The sequence below is a fragment of the Streptomyces laurentii genome (genome assembly GCF_040635425.1).
GTDB classification, from domain to species: Bacteria; Actinomycetota; Actinomycetes; order Streptomycetales; family Streptomycetaceae; genus Streptomyces; species Streptomyces laurentii.
The window spans coordinates 1-21,801 of record NZ_JBEYHT010000074.1 but is presented as its reverse complement, the minus strand read 5'-3'; the positions used below and the strand labels follow the sequence as shown (position 1 = coordinate 21,801).

At 74.6% G+C, this 21,801-nt stretch carries 16 protein-coding genes and 1 pseudogene; 12 read left to right on the top strand and 5 right to left on the bottom strand.

Annotated features, from left to right (window positions below):
- Positions 1-148: 148 nt before the first annotated feature.
- Entirely contained in the window at positions 149-910 is a 762-nt protein-coding gene (locus ABZ693_RS31530; protein ID WP_359884459.1) for a TIGR03089 family protein, read from the bottom strand.
- Between the two features lie 139 nt (positions 911-1,049).
- Between ABZ693_RS31530 and ABZ693_RS31525 the strand changes: the two genes are divergently transcribed.
- The 3 genes from ABZ693_RS31525 to ABZ693_RS31515 all read left to right on the top strand — a co-directional run bounded on the left by ABZ693_RS31525 (position 1,050) and on the right by ABZ693_RS31515 (position 4,768).
- Positions 1,050-2,606 carry a peptidoglycan recognition protein family protein gene (locus ABZ693_RS31525; protein ID WP_359884456.1) on the top strand — a complete coding sequence of 519 codons (1,557 nt, stop codon included), beginning with the start codon at positions 1,050-1,052 and terminating at the stop codon, positions 2,604-2,606.
- Between the two features lie 108 nt (positions 2,607-2,714).
- Entirely contained in the window at positions 2,715-3,797 is a 1,083-nt protein-coding gene (gene manB, locus ABZ693_RS31520; protein ID WP_359884453.1) for a mannose-1-phosphate guanylyltransferase, read from the top strand.
- A gap of 65 nt (positions 3,798-3,862) precedes the next feature.
- Positions 3,863-4,768 carry a DNA-3-methyladenine glycosylase family protein gene (locus ABZ693_RS31515; protein WP_359884450.1) on the top strand — a complete coding sequence of 302 codons (906 nt, stop codon included), beginning with the start codon at positions 3,863-3,865 and terminating at the stop codon, positions 4,766-4,768.
- A gap of 9 nt (positions 4,769-4,777) precedes the next feature.
- Here ABZ693_RS31515 and ABZ693_RS31510 read toward each other — a convergent pair whose 3' ends face one another.
- The 3 genes and pseudogenes from ABZ693_RS31510 to ABZ693_RS31500 all read right to left on the bottom strand — a co-directional run.
- Positions 4,778-6,142, bottom strand: a complete 1,365-nt coding sequence (locus tag ABZ693_RS31510; RefSeq protein ID WP_359884447.1) for a coenzyme F420-0:L-glutamate ligase — start codon at positions 6,140-6,142, stop codon at positions 4,778-4,780.
- Positions 6,139-7,131, bottom strand: a complete 993-nt coding sequence (cofD, locus tag ABZ693_RS31505) for a 2-phospho-L-lactate transferase (RefSeq protein ID WP_359884444.1) — start codon at positions 7,129-7,131, stop codon at positions 6,139-6,141. Before cofD ends, ABZ693_RS31510 begins: the two co-directional genes overlap by 4 nt.
- Positions 7,132-7,343: 212 nt before the next feature.
- Positions 7,344-7,844: pseudogene (locus ABZ693_RS31500) on the bottom strand (cysteine dioxygenase); the annotation flags it as partial.
- 777 nt (positions 7,845-8,621) lie between these two features.
- On the opposite strand from ABZ693_RS31500, the gene ABZ693_RS31495 reads away from it, so the two are divergent.
- From ABZ693_RS31495 to ABZ693_RS31485, 3 genes are all read left to right on the top strand, one after another.
- Positions 8,622-8,885: a WhiB family transcriptional regulator gene (locus ABZ693_RS31495; RefSeq protein ID WP_359884438.1), complete on the top strand. Its 264-nt coding sequence runs from the start codon at positions 8,622-8,624 to the stop codon at positions 8,883-8,885.
- Between the two features lie 321 nt (positions 8,886-9,206).
- The gene (locus ABZ693_RS31490; protein ID WP_359884435.1) at positions 9,207-12,941 is read left to right on the top strand and encodes a glycosyltransferase family 2 protein; all 3,735 of its coding nucleotides are present in this window, start codon (positions 9,207-9,209) and stop codon (positions 12,939-12,941) included.
- Complete coding sequence (locus tag ABZ693_RS31485) at positions 12,938-14,512, top strand: DUF5719 family protein (protein ID WP_359884433.1); 1,575 nt, start codon at positions 12,938-12,940, stop codon at positions 14,510-14,512. The genes ABZ693_RS31490 and ABZ693_RS31485 overlap by 4 nt, the downstream gene beginning before the upstream one ends.
- 118 nt (positions 14,513-14,630) lie before the next feature.
- On the opposite strand, the gene ABZ693_RS31480 is transcribed toward ABZ693_RS31485, so the two are convergent.
- The gene (locus tag ABZ693_RS31480; protein WP_359884430.1) at positions 14,631-15,068 is read right to left on the bottom strand and encodes a metallopeptidase family protein; all 438 of its coding nucleotides are present in this window, start codon (positions 15,066-15,068) and stop codon (positions 14,631-14,633) included.
- A 307-nt stretch (positions 15,069-15,375) separates the two neighbouring features.
- Here ABZ693_RS31480 and ABZ693_RS31475 point away from each other — a divergent pair, with 307 nt between their 5' ends.
- The 6 genes from ABZ693_RS31475 (at position 15,376) to ABZ693_RS31450 (ending at position 21,710) form a co-directional block, all read left to right on the top strand.
- Positions 15,376-15,807, top strand: coding sequence for a DUF3499 domain-containing protein (locus tag ABZ693_RS31475; protein WP_359884494.1), 432 nt, complete (start codon positions 15,376-15,378; stop codon positions 15,805-15,807).
- A gap of 96 nt (positions 15,808-15,903) precedes the next feature.
- On the top strand, positions 15,904-17,268 hold the full coding sequence (locus tag ABZ693_RS31470; protein WP_359884427.1) for a phosphomannomutase/phosphoglucomutase: 1,365 nt from the start codon (positions 15,904-15,906) through the stop codon (positions 17,266-17,268).
- A 398-nt stretch (positions 17,269-17,666) separates the two neighbouring features.
- The gene (locus tag ABZ693_RS31465) at positions 17,667-17,849 is read left to right on the top strand and encodes a Trm112 family protein (protein ID WP_359884424.1); all 183 of its coding nucleotides are present in this window, start codon (positions 17,667-17,669) and stop codon (positions 17,847-17,849) included.
- A 160-nt stretch (positions 17,850-18,009) separates the two neighbouring features.
- Positions 18,010-19,170, top strand: coding sequence for an SIS domain-containing protein (locus tag ABZ693_RS31460; RefSeq protein WP_359884422.1), 1,161 nt, complete (start codon positions 18,010-18,012; stop codon positions 19,168-19,170).
- 338 nt (positions 19,171-19,508) lie between these two features.
- Positions 19,509-20,678, top strand: a complete 1,170-nt coding sequence (manA, locus tag ABZ693_RS31455; protein ID WP_359884420.1) for a mannose-6-phosphate isomerase, class I — start codon at positions 19,509-19,511, stop codon at positions 20,676-20,678.
- Between the two features lie 111 nt (positions 20,679-20,789).
- Positions 20,790-21,710 (top strand): cation diffusion facilitator family transporter, encoded by a 921-nt coding sequence (locus ABZ693_RS31450; protein WP_359884418.1) that lies wholly within the window; start codon positions 20,790-20,792, stop codon positions 21,708-21,710.
- Positions 21,711-21,801 lie beyond the last annotated feature (91 nt).

Here is a 21,801-nt window from a genome sequence, read left to right as displayed (position 1 = left end):
CGCTACCGGCCGATCATGTCCCGCCCGCCCGCCGGTTACGCGGGTACGCGGGTACGCGGCGCGTCGATGGGCCATGCGGGTGGATGCGCGGGTGACGGGAGGAACAGAGGTGCGGACGGGCGGCGGCGCGGCTCACCCGGACGGGGCGTCAGTCCGTCAGCTGGACGGTGACCCGCTCGCTCTCCCCGCGCTTCGCCAGACTCTCCGGCGCCAGCTGGTCCAGGTTCCGGCACAGCACGACCGAGCCGCCGGCCGCGAGCGGCGCGTACAGACCGGCCGAGAGCCCGGCCCAGCTGTCGTACGGACGGCCCGACAGCACCCGGAGGGCGCCGGCCGCCGCCGCCCCCAGCTCCGCCGCGTCCGCGCGGGCCCGCTCCACGAGCCGGGCGCCCGTCAGCTCCGTACCGTCGACGACCAGGGCGGGCGCGTCGGCGTCGACCGGGACGAACGGGGTGAACCGGTCGCCCTGGCTCGGCACCTCGACCGCGTAGTCCGCGTAACCGGCGGGCGGCGCGGGGAAGCGGCGGCCCAGCGGCGCGAGGGAGAGCGCGATCCGGTCGCCGGAGCAGGCCAGGCCCGCCTCCAGGCCGTCGGGGCCCGCGACCACGTAGTCCGCGGCGGCCGGATCGCCGCCGATCTCGGCCGTCACGCCCACCGACGAGCAGGCGAGCAGCCACACGGCGGTCTGCCAGTGCGCGGGCAGCAGCAGCGCGAGCCGGTCGCCGGGGGAGGCGGACAGTTCGCCCTGGAGCAGATTGGCGGTTTTCGCCACCCAATTGGCGAACGTGGCCACGGACAATTCCACGCGTTCACCGGTGGCGTCGTCGTAGAAGGTGACCAAAGGGCGGGCCGGGTCCGCGGCGAGCGCGGATCGCAGCAGGTCGGCGGGGGTGCGGTCGCTGGCGTTCACGCGGGCAAGCGTACGCGCGGACGCCGCGCCGCATCCCCCGTACCGGTGACGCGGTCCACCGGTACGGGGGACCCGGAGACCGGCCGCCCGCGCCGCCGCCCGCCGCGCGGAAGCCCGGCCGGCCGCTCAGGATCGCTGCATGCGTGCCTCCCTCGTCTCCTCGATCGCCGTCGGCTGCGCCGCCGCCCTCGCGCTGCCGCTCTCCCTCACGGCCCCGGCCCCGGCCGCCGCCGCGCCCGTGCCCGCCCTCGCACGTGCCGCGTCCGGCGCGGGCCTCGCGGGCTCGACCCAGTCGCTGCCGCTCGAACCCCTGGCCCCCGACGGGCCGCGCGACCGCGCGGGCGGCCGGGCGGCCCCGGACGAACGGGGCCTGACCCGGCGTGAGGTCCGGCCGTTCTCGCTGGTGGGCGTGGTCTGGGACGACGCCCGCACCGCGCTGCACGGCACAGTGCAGGTCCGCACCCGGGCCACCGCGGACGGCGCGTGGTCGCGCTGGCAGGACGTCGAGACCCACTACGACGAGCACGGCGCCGACCCCGGCACCACCGAGGACCGCGCCGCCGCCCCGCGCGGCGCCACCGCGCCGCTGTGGGTCGGCGACTCGGACGGCGTCGAGGTCCGGGTCCGCCCCGAGCGGGGCGAGACGGAGGAGGCGGACAGGACGGACGGGATGGACAGGACGGCAGGGGCGGCCGGGACGGAGAAGGCGGGCGAGACGGCCGGGACGGAGAAGGCGGGCGAGACGGCCGGGGAACTGCCCGCGGGCCTGCGCCTCGAACTCGTCGACCCGGGCCGGGAACCGGCCGGCGCCCCGTCGGACCGGGTCCTGGACGCGCCGGCCGCCGACGGCGCGGACGGCGGCGAGGCGACCCCGATGTCGTACATCCAGTTCACGGACCCGTACACGTCCTCCACCGAACTGTCCGAGCAGGCGGGGGAGAAGGCGGCGGTCGCGGCCGAGCAGGCCGCCGAGTCGGCGGCGGCGAACGCCGACCTCGCCCCGTACGGCACGTCCGCGATCCCCGCCCTGAGCCAGGCGCAGACCCTCGCGTCCCTCCCCGAGGCCGCGACGGCCAAGGCCAAGCCGTACATCGGCGCCCGCCCGAAGATCGTCACCCGCAAGGGCTGGGGAGCCGACGAGGGGCTGCGCGAGGCCGGGTTCGTCTACACCAAGACGGTCAAGGCGGCCTTCGTGCACCACAGCGCCACCGGCAACAACTACACGTGCGGCGACGCCCCCGCCGTCCTGCGCGGCATCTACCGCTACCACGTGAAGAGCCTGCGCTGGCGGGACCTCGGCTACAACTTCGCCGTCGACAAGTGCGGCTCGATCTACGAGGGCCGCGCGGGCGGCGTCGCCAAGGCCGTCCAGGGCGCCCACACCATGGGCTTCAACGGCAACAGCATGGGCATCGCCGTCCTCGGCACGTACGGCAGCACCAACCCGCCGGCCGCCGCCGTCACCGCCATCGCCCGCCTGACGGCGTGGAAGCTGGGGCTGTTCGGGGCGAACCCGAAGAGCAGGACGACGCTCACCTCGGGCGGCGGGAACCGCTTCAAGAAGGGCACGAAGGTCAAGCTCAACGTGATCTCCGGGCACCGCGACGGCTTCGCCACCGAGTGCCCCGGCAAACGTCTTTACGGGAAGCTCGGCACGGCGCGGTCGGCCTCCGCGAAGTACCAGGGACGGCACTGACCGGAGCGGCGCTCAACCGTCCGCATAAACTGACCGGTCATATCGTACGGACGCGCGCATCGCGCCGTCCGGCGAGAACCGGACCCGAACAGGAAGCAGAGACGACAGGTGACCGAAGCGATTCTCCTGGTCGGTGGCAAAGGCACCCGGCTGCGTCCCCTGACCGTCCGCACCCCGAAGCCGATGGTCCCGGCCGCCGGGGTGCCCTTCCTCACCCATCAGCTGGCCCGGGCCCGGGCCGCCGGCGTCGAGCACATCGTCCTCGCCACCTCGTACCTCGCCGAGGTCTTCGAGCCGTACTTCGGCGACGGCTCGGACCTCGGCCTCAGCATCGAGTACGTCACCGAGGAGGAGCCGCTCGGCACCGGCGGCGCGATACGCAACGTCGCCTCGCGCCTCCACTCCGGCCCCGAGGACCCCGTCCTCATCTTCAACGGCGACATCCTCACCGGCCTCGACATCCAGGCCCTCGTCGCCACCCACGACGACTCCGGCGCGGACGTCTCCCTCCACCTCACCCGGGTCGCGGACCCGCGCGCCTTCGGCCTGGTGCCGACGGACGGGACCGGACGCGTGACGGCGTTCCTGGAGAAGCCGCAGACGCCGGAGGAGATCGTCACCGACCAGATCAACGCGGGCGCGTACGTGTTCCGGCGCTCCGTCATCGACTCCATACCCACCGGCCGGCCGGTCTCCGTCGAACGCGAGACCTTCCCCGACCTGCTCGCCGCCGGCGCGCACCTCCAGGGCATGGTCGACTCCACCTACTGGCTCGACCTCGGCACCCCGCAGGCCTTCGTCCGCGGCTCCGCCGACCTCGTCCTCGGCCGCGCCCCGTCCCCGGCGGTCCCGGGCCGCTGCGGCGACCGGCTCGTCCTCGACACGGCGGACGTCGCCCCGGACGCGAAGCTCACCGGCGGCACGGTCATAGGCGCCGGCGCGACCGTCGGCGAGGGCGCCCGCATCCACGGCTCCGCGGTCCTCGCGGGCGCGGTCGTCGAACCGGGCGCGGTCCTCACCGACTCCCTCATCGGCGAGAACGCCCGCATCGGCGCCCGCACGATCCTCACGGACGCCTTCATCGGCGACGGCGCCCACATCGGCCCGGACAACGAACTCCGCGCGGGCGCGAGGATCTGGTGCGACACCAAGCTCCCGGCGAAGACGATCCGCTTCTCGTCCGACCAGTAGCCCCCCCGTCGGTCAGGGGCGCGCGACACCACCGCGAGCCCCCACCGGCGGGTTACGGTCGAAGCATGGCCGGCCGCTTCCTCCCCCCGCACCTCCGCACCCCCACCCCCGCGGACCTCGCCCTCACCCTCGCCCCCCTCCGCCGCGGCCCCGCCGACCCCACCTTCCGCACCACCCCCGACGGCTCCACCTGGCGTGCCAGCCGCACCCCCGAAGGCCCCGGCACCCTCCGCGTCCGCGCGGACGGCGCCGAAGCGTGGGGCCCCGGCGCCGACTGGCTGCTCGCGCGGCTCCCCGCGCTGCTCGGCGCGGAGGACGACCCCGCCGCCTTCGTCCCGCGCCACAAGCTCCTCGCCGTCACGGCGCGCGCCCGCGCGGGCCTGCGGCTGACCCGGACGGGCCTGGTCCTGGAGTCGCTGATCCCGTCGGTCCTGGAGCAGAAGGTGACGAGCACGGAGGCGTACGCCTCCTGGCGGCGGCTGGTCCGGGCGTTCGGGGAGCCGGCACCGGGCCCGGTGCCGGACGGCATGTACGTGATGCCGGACGCCCGCGGCTGGGCGGCGATCCCGTCGTGGGAGTGGCACCGGGCGAACGTGGACGGGAAGCGTTCGGCGACGATCGTGCGGGCGGCCCGGGTCGCGCCCCGGCTGGAGGAGGCGGCGCACATGCCCCCGGCGGAGGCCCGCACGCGTCTGGAGCTGATCCCGGGCGTCGGCCCGTGGACGTCGGCCGAGACGGTCCAGCGCAGCAACGGCGCCCCCGACGAGGTCACGACGGGCGACCTGCATCTCCCCGGCATCGTCGGCTGGGCGCTCGCGGGCGACCGGGCGGCGGACGACGCGGCCATGCTGGAGCTGCTGGAGCCGTACGCGGGCCAGCGCCACCGCGCCGCCCGGCTGATCCTGCTGAGCGGCCGGGTCCCGCCGCGCCGGGCGCCCCGGATGGCGCCCGGCGACATCAGGGCGTACTGACCCGGGACGTCAGCGCACCTCGATGAACTCCGCCGCCTGTCGCGCCGGCCGTTCCTTCGGCGCCGCGGCGGGCCGGCCGACGGCGACCGCGCCCATCGGGTCCCAATCGCCGGGCAGCCCGAGGACGCCGCGGACGACGTCGCGGCAGAACATCGTGGACGACACCCACGCGGACCCGAGCTGCTCCGCGGCCAGCGCGACCAGCAGATTCTGCACGCCGGCGCCGGCCGCGACGACGAACATCTCGCGTTCGGCGGCGTCACGGCGCGCGTCGCCGTAGTGGTGCGCGCCGTCCATGACCAGGCAGGGCACGATCAGATACGGCGCCCGGCGCAGGACGTCGCCGCGCTTGACCCGCTTCGCGACGGACTCCTCGGTCTTGCCGTCGGCCCGCAGGTCCGCGATCCACGCGTCCCGCATCGCGTCGAGCAGCCGGGTCCGCGAGGCCTCCGATTCGAGCAGGACGAACCGCCACGGGGTGGTGTGGTGCGGGGCGGGCGCGGTGACGGCGGCGGCGACGGCCCGCCGGACGGACCCGGGGTCGACGGGCTCGTCGGTGAAGTCCCGCACGGTACGGCGCAGGGTCACCGCTTCGCGTACGGCCTCCGAGGTGCCGAGCCGGAACATGTCGTCGGCGGCGACGCGTACGAGCGCCCGCGCGCCCTCCGCCTCGGCCGCGCCCTCCGCCTCGGCCACGGGCGCGTCCCCGGACTCGGGCTCGGGCTCGGGCTTCACGAGGTGGGAGAGCCCGCGGACGACGGCGACGGGCCGGCCGTCGATTTTGCCCTTGACCAGGTCGCCGGCGCCGGCGAGTTCGTCGGCGGTGGCGGTGATGGTGGCGTTGAGCCCGTTGCCGTGGGCGTCGGTGCCGCCGCGCAGGTCGTCGAGGACCCGTACGCCGGCCGCGCCGATCGCCACGTCGGTGAGCCCGTTGCGCCAGGGCCGCCCGAAGGTGTCGGTGACGAGCACGCCGACATCGACGTTCAGCGTCTCGCGCAGGCCGTCGCGGATCCGGCGGGCCGAGGCGTCGGGGTCCTCGGGCAGCAACAGCACAGTTCCGGACGGGGTGTTGGAGGCGTCGACCCCGGCGGCGGCCATCACCAGGCCCTGCCGGGTCTCGACGATCCGCAGCGGTCCGCGCCGCGCGACCACCCGTACCGTCTCGGCGTCGATCGCGGCCTCGCGGTCGGTGGCGGCGAGCACCCGGCCCTCCGCCTTGCTCACGATCTTCGAGGTGACGAGCAGGACGTCCCCGTCGGCGAGGCCGGGCGAGGCGTCGGCGATGAGCTTGGCGAGGTCGTCGCCGGGCGCCACCTCGGGTATCCCGTCGAGCGCCCACACCTCGAACCGGGCCGTCGGGCCCTTCGGCGTCACTCCCCGGTCCCCTTGGTCTCCTTGGGCTCCGCGGTCTTGCCGGCCTCCGCCGCGAGCGCCAGCGCCTCGCGCGCCATCGCGGCCGTGGCGTCCACGTCGGTCATCATCAGCGGGACCGCGCGGCAGCGGATGCCGGCGGCCTCGACGTCGGCGACGGCGCCCGCGTCGACGGTGTCGACGAGCCAGCCGTCGACGAGCCCGGAGCCGTAGTGCCGGGCGACGGCCGCCGCCGTGGACTCCACGCCGACCGCCGCGAGGACCTTGTCGGCCATGCCGCGCACGGGCGCGTCGCCGACGATGGGGGAGAGGCCGACGACCGGGGCGGACGCGGCGGCGACGGCCTCGCGGATGCCGGGCACGGCGAGGATCGTGCCGATGGACACGACGGGGTTCGACGGCGGGAAGAGGATGACGTCCGCGTCGGCGATCGCCTCCAGGACGCCGGGCGCGGGCGTGGCCTGCTCGGCGCCGACGGGCACGACGGCCCGCGCGGGCACGGAGGCGCGCATCTTGACCCAGTACTCCTGGAAGTGGACGGCCCGCTGTTCGCCGTCCACCTCGATCGCGACATGCGTCTCGACCCGGTCGTCGGACATCGGCAGCAGCCGGACGCCGGGCCGCCAGCGGGCGCACAGCGCCTCGGTGACGGCGCTGAGCGGGTAGCCGGCGCCCAGCATCTGGGTGCGGACGATGTGCGTGGCGAAGTCGCGGTCGCCGAGGCCGAACCACTCGGGCCCGACCCCGTACGCCGCGAGTTCCTCCTTGACCGTGAAGGACTCGCCCTCGCGGCCCCAGCCCTGTTCCTCGTCGATGCCACCGCCGAGGGTGTACATCACGGTGTCGAGGTCGGGGCAGACCTTGAGGCCGAAGAGATGGATGTCGTCACCGGTGTTGCCGACGACCGTGATCTCCGCGTCGGGCGCGGCCTTCTTGAGGCCGCGAAGGAAGCGGGCACCACCGATGCCACCGGCCAGAACCACAATGCGCATACGGACAGTCTGTCAGCAGCGGGCGGCGGCCCGGCGAGCGGTGGGGGCGGCGGTACGGCTCCGGCGGTACGGGGTACCGGGCGGCCGGGCCGTCAGGCCGGTACGCCTCCCTGACCGGGTACGCGGGGCAGCGCGGCCGCGGCGGACCACGCGGCCGCGCCCGTCGTCGACGTGGTCGCGGCCGTCAGCGAGGCCGTCCCCGTCGTCCCGGTCGGCGCCGCCGTCGCCGGCACCGCTGTCGTCTCCGGCGCCGCCGGGTGCATCGGCATCTCGGTGAGGCCCGGGTAGTAGACGTGCAGGCTGACGGCGGGTTCGAGGGAGTCGTTGACGACCTCGTGGACGTAGCCCGGGGCGAAGACGTACTGCGCGTCGGGGGCGAGGGCGCGCGGGCCGCGCCGCGTACGTTCCGTCAGCTCGCCCGCGAGGACGGTGAGCAGACCGGAGGACGGGCCGTGGTCGTGGCGTCCACTGCCCTGACCGGGGAGCCAGGACAGCAGCCACACCTCGTAGCCGGGGCCGGTGCGCAGCCGGTGGTACCAGCGGGTGGTGGGGTCGTACGCGACGTAGGGGGCCCACTGGTCGCGGTCGGCGGCGATCTCCCGGGCGAGCCCGGCGAACTCGGCCACGGTGGCCGGGTGCGCGCGCGGGGGCTGGAGGAGGTGCGGGACCTCAAGGATGTCGCCGGCGATCTGAAGGTCGCTGTCCATGTTCATGGGATGCGGGTGTTCCTCGGCAGAAGTCGGGGTGTCGCAGAACGGGGAAACGGGGGAGGGGAAACACAGCGGAACGACAAAACGAGCCGATCCGGGGTGAACGGGTCGAACAGGTCGAACGGGTCAAGCGGGTGAGACGGGGGAGGGGTGACGCGAGGGGAGCTGTGCGCAGGGCAGCGGCCGGGGGCGGACCGCTGGGATGCCGGAGGCGCCGGAGAAGGGCGCGCTCAACAGCTGGGACAACAGCGACAGCGACAGCGAACGAGAGCAGCCCGATGGACCCCATGGCTGTGGGTCACGGCGGGCGCTGCGGTCGCTGGCATGACACCAACGTGGCGGGACCGACACCCGACTGTCAACTCAATGACCGATTTGGGGGTATTGTTTCACCTCATCCGGTTACTGTGCCCGGAGAAAGGTTTGTGCGTCTCACGCCCCGGAGACATGGCGCAACATCCGCCGCCGTAAACCCGGTGGAGGTCCTGTGATCAGACTGTGATCCGGATCGCTTCCGTGGCTGGATCGCAACATGATCCGTGTCTGAGACGTCCCTCTCCTGAGAGAGGTGGCGTCAGAACGACGCCGGTGGCATGTGTCATGGTTTTTGCTGATTCGAGAGCTTTCTGCATAGGGTTGGTTCCGCAGAGTGAATACGGGGCCCAATAGCAGATCCCGGCTTGACTCTCACTGAGCGCCGAACTTGTAATTTCACTCGTGTCGTTCGGCCGACCGGCAACGGCAACCCCACGGGGACGCACAGACAGACGAGGGGCGTAGATGACCGAGTTGTTCCAGGAACTGCTGGTCGAGGACACGGCCGAGGAACTCGGCTGGCAGGAGCGCGCACTGTGCGCCCAGACCGACCCCGAGTCCTTCTTCCCCGAGAAGGGCGGCTCGACCCGCGAGGCCAAGAAGGTCTGTCTCGCCTGCGAAGTCCGCTCCGAGTGTCTGGAGTACGCGCTCCAGAACGACGAGCGCTTCGGCATCTGGGGCGGCCTGTCCGAGCGGGAACGCCGTCGGCTCAAGAAGGCCGCCGTCTGATTTCGGCCACGCTCCGCTCGGGCCGCCCGCCCGTTCGGACCCACCGGCCACCTCACGGACGGCCCGCCCCCGGGCACCCGTGAGGACCCGCACGAAGACGCGTACAAAGTCGGACACGCAGACAGACACGACGACAGACACGACGACAGGCACGACGACAGACACGAAGACGGACACAAGACGTCCACAACGAACGGTCCGCTCCCTGTGCTCCGGCCACAGGCGGCGGACCGTCGTCGTGCCAGCCGTTAGTGTGGGGCTCCGTCCGAGACGCACCCATGCCCCCTCGCGGGCGACCCCGGCCGGAGGGCCCGTAGCTCGATGTCCTCAACTCCTGAGTTCCCACGACACGTCGTCACCGCCGTGCTCGTCGCCCACGACGGCGCCCGCTGGCTGCCGGACGCCCTAGCCGGGCTGCTCGCCCAGGAACGCCCCGTCCAGAACGCGGTCGCCGCCGACACCGGCAGCGCGGACGACTCCGCGCGACTGCTCGCCGAGGCCCTCGGCGACGACCGGATCCTGCACCTCGCCCGCCGCACCGGGTTCGGCGCCGCCGTCGAGGAGGCCGCGCGCACCGCGCCCGTCCTCGGCCCCGAGGACCTCACCTACCTGAAGCGGCCCAGCAGTTGGGACCCCGTCACCCGGACCTGGCAGGACGAGAACTACGACCTGCCCGAGCTGCCGCACGGCGAGCCCGTGCAGTGGCTCTGGCTGCTGCACGACGACTGCGCCCCCGAACCCGGCGCCCTCGCCGAACTCCTGCGCGTCGCCGACTCCGACGCGGACGCCGCCGTCATCGGCCCCAAGCTGCGCGGCTGGTACGACCGCAAGCAGCTGCTCGAAGCCGGCGTCAGCATCGCCCGCAGCGGCCGCCGCTGGACCGGACTCGACCGCCGCGAACAGGACCAGGGCCAGCACGACCAGGTCCGCTCCGTCCTGTCCGTCTCCAGCGCCGGCATGCTCGTCCGGCGCGACGTCTTCGAGGAGCTCGGCGGCTTCGACCGCCGGCTGCCCCTCATGCGCGACGACGTCGACCTGTGCTGGCGCGCCCACGCCGCCGGCCACCGCGTCCTGGTCGCCCCCGGCGCCGTCCTCCGGCACGCCGAGGCGTCCGCCCGCGAACGTCGTACCGTCGACTGCGCCGGCCGCTCCGCCGCCAACCCGCACCGCGTCGACAAGGCCGGCGCCGTCTACACGCTGCTCGCCAACACCCGCGGCCGGGCCCTGCCGTACGTCCTGCTCCGGCTCGTCGTCGGCACCCTGCTCCGCACCCTCGGCTACCTCGTCGGCAAGGCGCCCGGCCAGGCCGTCGACGAGGTCATGGGCCTGCTCGGCACCCTGCTGCGCCCCGAGCGGATCCTCGCGGCCCGCGCGCGGCGCAAGAACCCGGCCGTCCCGCCGTCCGAACTCCGTCCGCTGTTCCCGCCGCCCGGCGCCACCGTCCGCGCCGCCGCCGAACAGGTCACCTCCCACTTCGGCGGCGACGACGCCGAGTCCGGCGGCTCCCGGCACGGCGCCGTCGAATCCGGCCCCGGCGGCGACGACGCCGACTTCCTGGAGATCGAGCAGTTCGCCCGGCTGAAGAAGATCGTCCGCAAGCCCGGACCCATCCTCTTCGCCCTTCTCCTCGCCGTCTCGCTGGTCGCCTGCCGCAACCTCCTCAGCGGCGGCTCGCTGGCCGGCGGCGCCCTGCTGCCCGCCCCGGACACCGTCTCCGAGCTGTGGTCGCGCTACGCCGACGGCTGGCACGCGCTCGGCACCGGCGGCACCCAGACCGCCCCGCCCTACCTCGCCGTCCTCGCCGCGCTCTCCGCGCTGCTGTTCGGCTCGACGTCCCTCGCGCTGACCGTGCTGCTCGTCTGCTCGGTCCCGCTCGCCGGCTTCACCGCGTACTTCGCCTCCCGCGGCATCGTCGAATCCCGGCTGCTGCGCGCCTGGGCCGCCATCGCCTACGCGTTCCTGCCCGCCGCCACCGGCGCCCTCGCCACCGGCCGGCTCGGCACCGCCGTCCTCGCGATCCTGCTCCCGCTCCTGGCCCGCGCAGCCGTCGCCTCGTACGGACTGAACCGCGCGGGCGGCGAGCGCGGCAGCTGGCGCGCCACCTGGGCGTACACCTTCCTGCTGACCTTCACGACGGCGTTCACCCCGGTCGTCTGGCCGCTCGCCGTCGTCCTCGGCGTCTGCGTGCTCGCGCTGCGCCGCGGCGACATCACCGCGTACGGACTGCGCTTCCTCGCCACCGCCGGCACCCCGCTGCTGATCCTCGCGCCGTGGTCGCTGTCCCTCCTGACCAGCCCCGCCGCCTTCCTGCGCGAGGCCGGACTCGACATCCGTACGGGCACGGCCTCCGCGCTCGACCTGCTCGGCACCAGCCCCGGCGGCCCCGGCACGTTCGGCGGGCTCGTCCTCCTCGGCCTCGTGCTCGCCGCGCTCGGCGCCCTGCTGCGCGAGGAGCGGGTGCTCGCCGTCCGCGCCGCCTGGGCCGCCGCGCTCGCCGGCCTGGTCTTCGCCGTCCTCACCAACGGCGCCGGCGACGGCGCCACCGGCTGGGCCGGCCCCGCCACCCTCGTGTACGGCGCCGCCCTGCTGGCCGCCGCCATGATCGGCGCCGAGGGCGGCCGGACCCGCGTCGCCGCCCACGGCTTCGGCTGGCGCCAGCCGCTCGCCGCGCTCATCGCGCTCGCCTGCGCGGTCGGCCCGGTAGTCGCCGCGGCCGGCTGGATGATCGGCGGCGCCGACGGCCCGCTGACCCGCCGCGACCCGGTCCAAGTGCCCGCGTTCGTCGCCGAGGAGAGCGGCACCCGCGACCAGGCCCGCACCCTCGTGCTCGGCGCCGGCGCGCCCGGCGAGGTCGCGTACACCCTGGTCCGCGGCTCCGGCAGCCGGCTCGGCGACGCCGAACTCACCGCCGCCGCCGACGGCGACACCCGCCTCGACCAGGTCGTCTCGCACCTCGTCGCCGGATCCGGCGCCGACCAGACCACGGAGCTCAGCGGCTTCGCGATCCGCTACGTCCTGGTCCGCGACGGCGCCCCGCGCGCCATGAGCCGCGTCCTCGACGCCACCCCCGGCCTGACCCGGCTCAGCCAGCTCGACGGCAGCGCCCTGTGGCGGGTCGACCGCGACGTCGCCCGCGTGATGATCGTGCCCGCCGGTGCCAAGGCCGGCGCGGCGGCCGACGGGGAGGGCGCGCAGCCGGTGGCCGTCGCCGCCGGACCGGTCGAGGCCCACACCAAGATCCCGGCCGGCGCCGCGGGCCGCGTGCTGCGCGTCGCCGACCGCGCCGACGCCGGCTGGACCGCCACCCTCGACGGCACGGCGCTCAAGGCCGTCACCGTCGACGACTGGGCGCAGGGCTTCGAACTGCCCGCCGAGGGCGGCCGCCTCGACCTCACCTACGAGGCCCCGGCCACCCACACCGGCTGGATCTGGACCCAGGCGTTCCTCGCCCTCGTCCTGCTCGTCCTCGCCCTGCCCGGCCGCCGCCGCGACATCGACGACGACCTGCCCGACGAGGAGGCCGCCGTCCCGGCCCGGACCCGGGCGGAGACCCCGGCCGCCGACGGCGAGGGCCGCCGCGCCCGCCGCCTGCGCGCCGCCGCCGAGGCGGAGGCCGCTGCCGCGGCCGCCGCCGGCCAGGCCGACGCGCCCACGCCTGCGGCCGACGAGCCCGCCGTCGCCGCCGTACCCCAGCAGCAGACGTACGAGCAGGAGCCGGAGTGGGACGGCCAGTACGCCGCCGTCCCGCAGCAGGCCGAGCCGTACGACCCGCAGCAGTACGGCGAGCAGCAGCAGTACGCGTACGACCCGTACGCCCAGCCGCAGCAGCACGCGCAGCACCAGCAGCACCAGCAGCACCAGCAGTACGAGCAGCCGTACGACCCGCAGTACTACGGGGAGCAGCAGCAGTACGACCCGTACGCGCAGCCTCAGCAGCCGCAGCAGGACCAGCAGCCGCAGCAGGCGCACCCCGGGTACGACGAGCAGCAGGCCTACGACGTCTACGACCCGTACGGCTACGGTCAGCAGCGTTCCGACGGGAGCAGCAACCAGTGAAGCGCACCACCCTCTCCCTGATCGCGGCCGCCGCCGTCCTGGCCGCCGTCACCGGCGCGGCCGCGATGACCGCCCCGGCCCCCGAGGCCGCCGCGCCCGCCGCCGCCCCGCCCGCCGCCCGGCTGCCCGTGGAGCGGGCCGGCCTGCTCTGCCCGGCGCCGAGCACCTCGGAGGTCGCGGAGACCACGTACACCTCGTACACCCCGCCGGCCCGGAACGCCGCGGGCCGGCCCCAGGACGGCCAGGGCGGCGAAGGCGGCGGCGCGGGCGGCAAGAACGCCGCCGAGGCCGTCCTGAAGCCGGCCGCCAAGGCCGCGCTCCCCGGCGAGGACGCCGCGGAGAAGCCGGCGAAGAAGCCCAAGGAGCCGAAGGTCCCGGCGACCGTCACCAAGCCCGGCACACCGGTCGCCGCCGAGGCGAACGGCGGCGCCGTGCCCGCCCTGACCGGCGCGGCGAACGGCGCGCTCGCCCCCGGCTGGACCGTCCAGCAGACCACCGTCGTCCCGGCCGGCGGCGCCCGCGGCCTGCTCGGCCTCACCTGCTCCGCCCCCGACAGCGACTTCTGGTTCCCGGCCGCGTCCACCGCCAAGGAGCGCCAGGACTACGTCCACCTCACCAACCCCGACGACAGCGGCGCGGTCGCCGACATCGAGCTGTACGGCCCCGACGGCACCCTGAAGACCGAGGTCACCGAGGGCATCCCGGTGCCCGCGCACAGCACCGTGCCGGTGCTCCTGTCCACCCTGACCGGCGACCCGGCCCAGCAGGACCTCACCGTCCACGTCACCACCCGCAGCGGCCGCGTCGGCGCGGCCCTCGGCGCGGCCGACGACAAGCTGGGCAGCGACTGGCTCCCGGCCGCCGCCGACCCGGCCGGCACCGTGCTGCTGCCCGGCATCCCGGCCGACGCCACCTCGGTGCGGCTCGTGGCGTTCGCGCCCGGCGACGACGACGCCGACCTGAAGGTCCAGCTGGTCACGCCGACCGGCACGATCGTCCCGGCGAGCGCCGACTCCGTGCACGTGAAGTCCGGCATGACCACGGGCGTCGACCTCGCCGGCCTCACCCGCGGCGAGCCCGGCTCGCTGCTGCTCACCCCGGCCGACCCGAAGAAGCCGACGCCCGTCGTGGCCGCGGTGAAGGTCGTCCGGGGCAAGAGCGGAGAGAAGCAGGAGGTGGCGTTCATCCCGGGCACCGGCGCGATCGAGGGCCGGGCCACCGTCGCCGACAACCGCGACAAGGGCACCACCCTCGCGGTGAGCGCCCCCGCAGAGGGCGCCCAGGTCCGGATCACCGCCTCGGCGGGCGCCGAGGGCGGCACCCCGGTCACCAAGAACGTCACGGTGAAGGCGGGCACCACCGTCTCGATGGACGCGCCCGTCCCGGACGGCGTGAAGGGCCCCTACGCGCTGACGGTCGAGCGGCTGTCGGGCGGCCCGGTGTACGCGGCGCGCACGCTGGAACTGCCGCAGGACGGCGTCCCGATGTTCACGGTGCAGACCTTCACCGACGACCGCAGCTCGGTGCGGGTGCCGCGGGCGCGGCAGGACCTGACGGTGCTGGACGACTGACCGGGCGCGGGGCGCGCGGGCCGCGTGTGACGTACGAGATGTGCGAGGTGTGCGCGGCGTGCCAGGTGTACGCGGCGTGCGAGGTGCGCGCGCCGTACGTACGGGGTGCCCGGCCCGCTCACTCCTCCCCGTACCGCGGATCCACCGTCTCCGGGGAGAGCCCGAGGAGGTCCGCGACCTGCTCGACCACGACCTCGTGGACGAGCAGGGCCCGCTCGTCGCGGCTCTTCGAACGCAGCTCGACCGGGCGGCGGTAGACCACGATCCGGGCCGGCTCCTTCCGCTCCGCCGGGGTCGCCTCGCCCAGGGGCACCGTCTCGCCGAGCGGCGCCGGCGGCGGGACCTCCATGATCATGAACTCGACGTCGGCGAGCTGCGGCCAGTTCCGCTCCAGGCGCTCCACCGAGTCCAGGACCAGATCGCGGAAGGTGTCCGCCCGGCTCGCGGACAGCGGGACCTGCGGCGGCGCGACCGGCCCGCGCATGCCCCGGCCGTGCCGGTCACGGTGCCGCGGCCGCGGTGCGGGAGTGTCCCTGCTCTCGGTGGTGTCCGTCACTGACGCAGCGTAACTCCCACCGGTCGTCCGGGGCCGGTCCAGGACGGGAGAGACCGCTCCCGGACCCTCCCCGGACCGGCCCGCCGCGGTCCGTCCGGCCCGGGTCGCTCGCGGAGGCGACCGTACGAGCGTCGGATTCCCTGCCCTTCCCGCACCTTTCCCTCCGCTTTCTCCCCTGCCCCCGGCGCCCTCCCGGCGGCCGGACCGGACCCCGTCCGAGGCCCTTGATCCGGGCGATTCCGCAGGTCGGAAGGGCCTTCCGGAGGGCCGCCGTGGCGGACGTCACACCGCGACACGGTGGAGTGACCTGGGGGAGAGTCGTCGCGGCCCGCTCAAGAGTGCGGTACCGTCCAACGTCGTGAGCCCTGTACGTCGCTGTTCGCGCACCGCGTGCGGCCGCCCTGCCGTCGCGACACTGACGTACGTCTATGCCGACTCGACTGCGGTCCTCGGCCCGCTCGCCACTTACGCCGAGCCCCACTGTTACGACCTGTGCGCCGAGCACAGTGAACGCCTGACCGCCCCGCGCGGCTGGGAGGTCGTGCGGCTCACCGACGGCACCGCCCCCGCCCGCCCCAGCGGCGACGACCTCGAAGCCCTCGCCAACGCGGTCCGTGAGGCGGCGCGCCCCCAGGAGCGCGCGGCCGAGGCCGGCGGCAAGGGCGGCCCGCGCGGCGGCGATCCGATGGAGATCGGCCGACGGGGCCATCTGAGGGTGCTGCGTTCCCCCGAGAACTGACCAGGGCCGGGCCCCGGGTAGTTTGGGCGTTCCGTATCCGTACGGGCACCGCATCGCGCGGGTGTGACATGCCGAGACTTCTGGAGGGTTTGATCCGTGGCTGCTGATCTGTCGCAGATCGTGAAGGCGTACGACGTCCGCGGGGTGGTGCCGGATCAGTGGGACGAGGCCCTGGCGGAGCTGTTCGGAGCCGCGTTCGTCCGCGTGACCGACGCCGAGGCCATCGTCATCGGCCACGACATGCGCCCCTCGTCGCCCGGTCTCGCCGCCGCCTTCGCGCGCGGCGCGACCCGTCTCGGCGCCGACGTCACCCTGATCGGCCTCTGCTCCACCGACCAGCTCTACTTCGCCTCCGGGCAGCTCGGCCTGCCGGGCGCGATGTTCACCGCGTCGCACAACCCCGCCCAGTACAACGGCATCAAGATGTGCCGCGCCGGCGCCGCCCCCGTCGGCCAGGACACCGGCCTCGCCGACATCCGCGCGCTCGTCGAGCGGTGGACCGAGCAGGGCGCGCCGGAGGCGGCCGCCACCGCCGGCACCGTCACCGAGCGGGACACCCTGGACGACTACGCCGCGCACCTGCGCTCGCTCGTCGACCTCACCGCCATCCGCCCGCTCAAGGTCGTCGTGGACGCGGGCAACGGCATGGGCGGCCACACCGTGCCCACCGTCCTCGCCGGTCTGCCGCTGGACGTCGTCCCGATGTACTTCGAGCTGGACGGCACCTTCCCGAACCACGAGGCCAACCCGCTCGACCCGAAGAACATCGTCGACCTCCAGGAGCGCGTCCGCGCCGAAGGCGCCGACCTCGGCCTCGCCTTCGACGGCGACGCCGACCGCTGCTTCGTCGTCGACGAGAACGGCGGCCCGGTCTCCCCGTCCGCGATCACCGCGCTCGTCGCGGCGCGCGAGCTGGCCAAGCACGGCGGCAGCGGCACGGTCATCCACAACCTGATCACCTCGTGGTCGGTGCCGGAGGTCGTCCGCGAGCACGGCGGCACGCCGGTGCGCACCCGGGTCGGCCACTCCTTCATCAAGGAGGAGATGGCGAAGAGCGGCGCCATCTTCGGCGGCGAGCACTCCGCCCACTACTACTTCAAGGACTTCTGGAACGCGGACACCGGCATGCTCGCCGCGCTCCACGTCCTCGCGGCGCTCGGCGGCCAGGACGGTCCGCTGTCCGCGCTGGTCTCCTCGTACGACCGCTACGCCGCCTCCGGCGAGATCAACTCGACCGTCGACGACCAGGCCGCCCGCCTGGCCGCCGTGAAGGCCGCCTTCGGCGACCGCGAGGGCGTCACCCTCGACGAGCTGGACGGTCTGACGGTCACCGCCGCCGACTGGTGGTTCAACGTCCGCGCCTCCAACACCGAGCCGCTGCTCCGCCTGAACGTCGAGGCGCGCGACGAGGCCGCGATGGCCAAGGTGCGCGACGAGGCGCTCGCGCTGATCCGCGGCTGAGTCCTCGCTCACGCGGCAGGTCGCGGAGCCGGTCAGCGAGCCGGTCACGCGGCCGGTCACGGAGCCGGCTCTTCGCCGGTCGGTTCTTTCACGACTGACCCGGCCCTGACCTGGTCCTGACCGGCCGTGACCCGGCCCGCACGATGCCCGTGGCGGAGGCGCGCTTCGCGTCGCCGCCACGGGCATGTGTGTTCTGCCGGACACCCGCTGTTCGGCGTCACGCCCACCCCACGGCCCTCGTCCGTCACACGGGCCACGGAACGTAGGCCCCGGCACCGGCCCTGCGGGGGCGGGCGCCGCACGTGACCCGGCGGTAGGCTGACCTGGCCCGTAACCGTCCGTCCGAAATCGCCCGTACGCCCCGCGTACGCGGCCCGCACCGCCCGAAGGGACCGCACATGTCGCTCGAAGCCGGCCTCCTGGAAATCCTGGCCTGCCCGGCCTGCCACGCTCCGCTGGACGACCGTACGGCCGAGGAGACCCCCGAGCTGGTGTGCACCGCCGCCGACTGCGGTCTCGCCTACCCGGTCCGCGACGACATCCCGGTCCTGCTCGTCGACGAGGCGCGCCGCCCCGCCTGACCGGCCGGCTGCCCGCCCCGGGTGACCCCCACGGGGTGACCCGCAGCGGGCGACCCGCCTGGGGGAGGCCCCGGAGAACCGGGTAAGCCCCTCGGCAGGAAGACCACGCGGAACCCCGGCCGCCCGGCCGGTCCCGCTCCGACGACCGGAGGCCCGCCACATGCTCGACGAGACCCTCCTCGACGCACCGGAAGCCCTCGCCCTCGCCGACCGCCGCGACCTGTTGCGCGGTGCCGCCGAGGCGGGCGCGCGGGTACGGACCGCCGCCCGGCACGCCGCCGAGGCCGGTATCGCCGAGCTCCGCCCGGAGGGCCGCCCCCGCACCGTCCTCGTCGCGGGTCCCGGCACCGTCGCCGCGGGCGTCGCCGACCTGGTCGGCGCCCTGGCCGGCGCGGCCGCCCCGGTGACCCGGCTCCAGCCGACCGGGGTCGCCCCCGCGGCCGGCGCGCTCCGCTGGGCGCTGCCCGGCTGGGCCGGCTCGATGGACCTGCTCCTCGTGCCGACGACCGACGGCGCGGAGCCCGGTCTCGTCCTCCTCGTCGAACAGGCGTCCCGCCGCAGCCTCACGGTTGTCGCGGTCGCGCCCGCCGCGTCCCCGCTCGCCGACTCCGTGAACGGCTCGCGCGGTCTGTTCGTCCCGCTGGCGATGGCCCCGCACGAGACGGCCGAGGACTCCGTGGAGACCCCGGCCGCCGGCCCCGGCGCGCTGTGGGCGCTGTTCACGCCGCTGCTCGCGCTGCTCGACCGGGTCGGTCTGGTGGAGGCGCCGCCGGAGGTGCTGGAGCGGGTCGCGGACCGGCTGGACCGTACGGCGGAACGCTGCGGCCCGGCGATCGCCACGTACAGCAACCCGGCCAAGACCCTCGCCGCCGAGCTGGCCGACACGCTGCCGCTCGTGTGGACCGAGGGCGAGGCCGCCGGGCCGGTCGGCCGCCGGTTCGCCGCCGTCCTCGCCGAACTGTCCGGACTGCCCGCGCTCGCCGCCGAACTGCCGGAGGCGCTGCCCGCCCACGGCATGCTGCTGGCGGGCGACTACGCGGCGGGCGCCGACCCCGACGACTTCTTCCGCGACCGCGTCGAGGAACCCCAGGCGCTGCGCGCCCGGGTGGTCCTGCTCCGGGACCGGCCAGCCGAGGGCAACGCGCTGAGCGCGGCGCCCGCGGCCCGCGAACTCGCGCTCGGCCACGAGGTGGCCGTCAGCGAGCTCGAACCGGAGGAGGGCAGCGCCTTGGAGAACCTCGCCGAGCTGGTCGCCGTCACCGACTTCGCCGCCGTGTACCTCTCGCTCGCGTCGGCCGGCCTCACCACCGCCGCCGGGTAACGCCGGAACCCGATCCCGATCCCGATCCCGATCCCGATCCCGATCCCGATCCCGATCCCGATTCCGATCCCGATCCCGATTCGGACTCGGGTTCGGATTCGGATTCGGATTCGGAAACGCGGCTCGGACCGAGACCCGGATCCGGCACCCGCGCGTACGGGAGGGACCCACGCCACCCCTCCCGGCGACAACCCGCCCACCCCACCCGGCGTCCCTTCGTACGCCCCGACACCTTGCCGACCCCTTTCCTCCGCGCGCGCCGGACCCGCCACCGGGCCCCCGGCACCAGGCGCCCGGCACCCACCGGCACCACCGCACTGAGAAGAGCTGGAAGCCCCATGGACCGCCTCGTCAACACCGTCCGCCCCTACGCCTGGGGCTCCACGACGGCCATCCCGGAACTGCTCGGCGTCGCCCCCAGCGGCACGCCCCAGGCCGAGATGTGGATGGGTGCCCACCCCGGCGCCCCGTCCCGCACCGGCCGCGGTCCGCTCGACGAGCTCGTCGCCGAGGACCCCGTCAGCGAACTCGGCCGTGCCACCGTCGCCCGGTTCGGCCCGCGCCTTCCGTTCCTCTTCAAGGTCCTCGCCGCCGGCGCCCCGCTCTCCCTCCAGGTCCACCCCGACCTCGACCAGGCCCGTGCCGGGTACGCCGCCGAGGAGGCCGCGGGCATCCCGTTCGACGACCCGCGGCGCAATTACAAGGACCCGCACCACAAGCCGGAACTCATCTGCGCTCTCACCCCGTTCCACGGCCTGTGCGGTTTCCGCGACCCGGCCGAGGCCGCCGACACGATGGCCGCGCTGGACGTCGACTCCCTCAAGCCGTACGTCGACCTGCTGCGCGCCCACCCCGAGGAGGCCGCGCTCCGCGAGGTCCTGACCGCGATCCTCACCGCCGACCACGCCGAACTGGCGCACACCGTCACCGAGGCCGCGCACGCCGCCGCCCGCCTGGGCGGCGCCCACACCGCGTACGCACGGATCGCGCACCACTTCCCGACCGACCCCGGCGTGCTCGCCGCGATGCTGCTCAACCCGGTCACGCTGCAGCCCGGCGAGGCCCTCTATCTCGGCGCGGGGGTCCCGCACGCGTACATCGACGGACTCGGCGTCGAGATCATGGCCAACTCCGACAACGTCCTGCGCTGCGGGCTGACGCCCAAGCACGTCGACGTGCCCGAGCTGCTGCGGGTGGTGCGCTTCGAGCCAGGCGAGCCGGGGATCCTGCGGCCGGAGGCGTCGGCGTCCGGCGAGGAGGTGTACGACACCCCGATCGACGAGTTCCGGCTGTCCCGGTACGTACGGGCGGCGGACGCCGCCCCGACCGACCTCACCGCCCCGACCCCGCAGATCCTGCTCGCCGTCGACGGCGCCCTCCGGCTGCGCGGCGCGGGGGCGGACGGCGGCCTGTCCCTCGACCAGGGCGAATCCGTGTTCGTACCGGCGGGCGAAAAGACCGAACTGTCCGGTAGGGGAACAGTCTTTCGTGCCACCGTCGCGGCCTGATGCGACAATGACCAGCCTCACCACGGCAGTCACGGCCGCCACGGGAGCCACCGCGGCGTCCGCGGTGCGACCGCCGGGGCCGGAGCATCGACGAAGGGAACACGGAGACCCATGAGCGCGTCAGGCGGAACCAAGGCGATCGTGGCGGCACTCGGCGCCAATCTCGCGATCGCCGTAGCCAAGTTCGTGGCGTTCCTCTTCAGCGGTTCGTCGTCGATGCTCGCCGAGAGCGTCCACTCGCTCGCCGACTCCGGCAACCAGGGCCTGCTCCTGCTCGGCGGCAAGCGCGCCCAGCGCGAGGCCACCCCGCAGCACCCCTTCGGCTACGGCCGCGAGCGCTACATCTACGCCTTCCTCGTCTCCATCGTGCTGTTCTCGGTCGGTGGCATGTTCGCCGTCTACGAGGGCTACGAGAAGATCGCCCACCCGCACGAGCTGGAGTCCTGGTACTGGCCCGTCGGTGTCCTCGTCTTCGCGATCATCGCGGAGGGCTTCTCCTTCCGCACCGCGATCAAGGAGTCGAACGAGCTGCGCGGCTCCCTGTCCTGGCGACAGTTCATCCGCCGCGCGAAGGCCCCCGAGCTGCCGGTCGTGCTCCTGGAGGACTTCGGCGCGCTCATCGGCCTCGTCCTCGCCCTCGGCGGCGTCGGCCTCGCCGTCCTCACCGGCGACGGCATCTGGGACGGCATCGGCACCCTCTGCATCGGCATCCTGCTCATCACCATCGCGATCGTCCTCGCCGCCGAGACCAAGTCGCTGCTGCTCGGCGAGTCCGCCGGCGCCGACGAGGTGAAGAAGATCGAGGACGCCGTCGTCGACGGCACCTCCGTCACCCGCCTCATCCACATGCGCACCCTGCACCTCGGCCCCGAGGAGCTGCTGGTCGCGGCCAAGATCGCGGTCGAGGCGGGCGACGACGCCGCCACGGTCGCCCGCGCGATCGACGACGCCGAGGCCCGCATCCGCGCCGCCGTGCCGATCGCCCGGGTCATCTACCTGGAGCCGGACATCTACCGGACCAAGACCGCCTGACCGCGCGTGTACGTCATACGGCGGCGGCCCCGGACCTGATGAGGCACGATGACGCCCGCGTCCTCGGGGACGATCCTCTTGAGGATGGACT

Excerpts from the sequence above, each read along its gene's own strand:
- ABZ693_RS31460 (WP_359884422.1), top strand. The coding sequence starts at position 18,010 with ATGCTCGACGAGACCCTCCTCGACGCACCGGAAGCCCTCGCCCTCGCC.
- cofD (WP_359884444.1), bottom strand. The coding sequence starts at position 7,131 with ATGCGCATTGTGGTTCTGGCCGGTGGCATCGGTGGTGCCCGCTTCCTT.
- ABZ693_RS31465 (WP_359884424.1), top strand. The coding sequence starts at position 17,667 with ATGTCGCTCGAAGCCGGCCTCCTGGAAATCCTGGCCTGCCCGGCCTGC.
- ABZ693_RS31495 (WP_359884438.1), top strand. The coding sequence starts at position 8,622 with ATGACCGAGTTGTTCCAGGAACTGCTGGTCGAGGACACGGCCGAGGAA.
- manA (WP_359884420.1), top strand. The coding sequence starts at position 19,509 with ATGGACCGCCTCGTCAACACCGTCCGCCCCTACGCCTGGGGCTCCACG.
- ABZ693_RS31490 (WP_359884435.1), top strand. The coding sequence starts at position 9,207 with ATGTCCTCAACTCCTGAGTTCCCACGACACGTCGTCACCGCCGTGCTC.
- ABZ693_RS31450 (WP_359884418.1), top strand. The coding sequence starts at position 20,790 with ATGAGCGCGTCAGGCGGAACCAAGGCGATCGTGGCGGCACTCGGCGCC.
- ABZ693_RS31525 (WP_359884456.1), top strand. The coding sequence starts at position 1,050 with ATGCGTGCCTCCCTCGTCTCCTCGATCGCCGTCGGCTGCGCCGCCGCC.
- ABZ693_RS31515 (WP_359884450.1), top strand. The coding sequence starts at position 3,863 with ATGGCCGGCCGCTTCCTCCCCCCGCACCTCCGCACCCCCACCCCCGCG.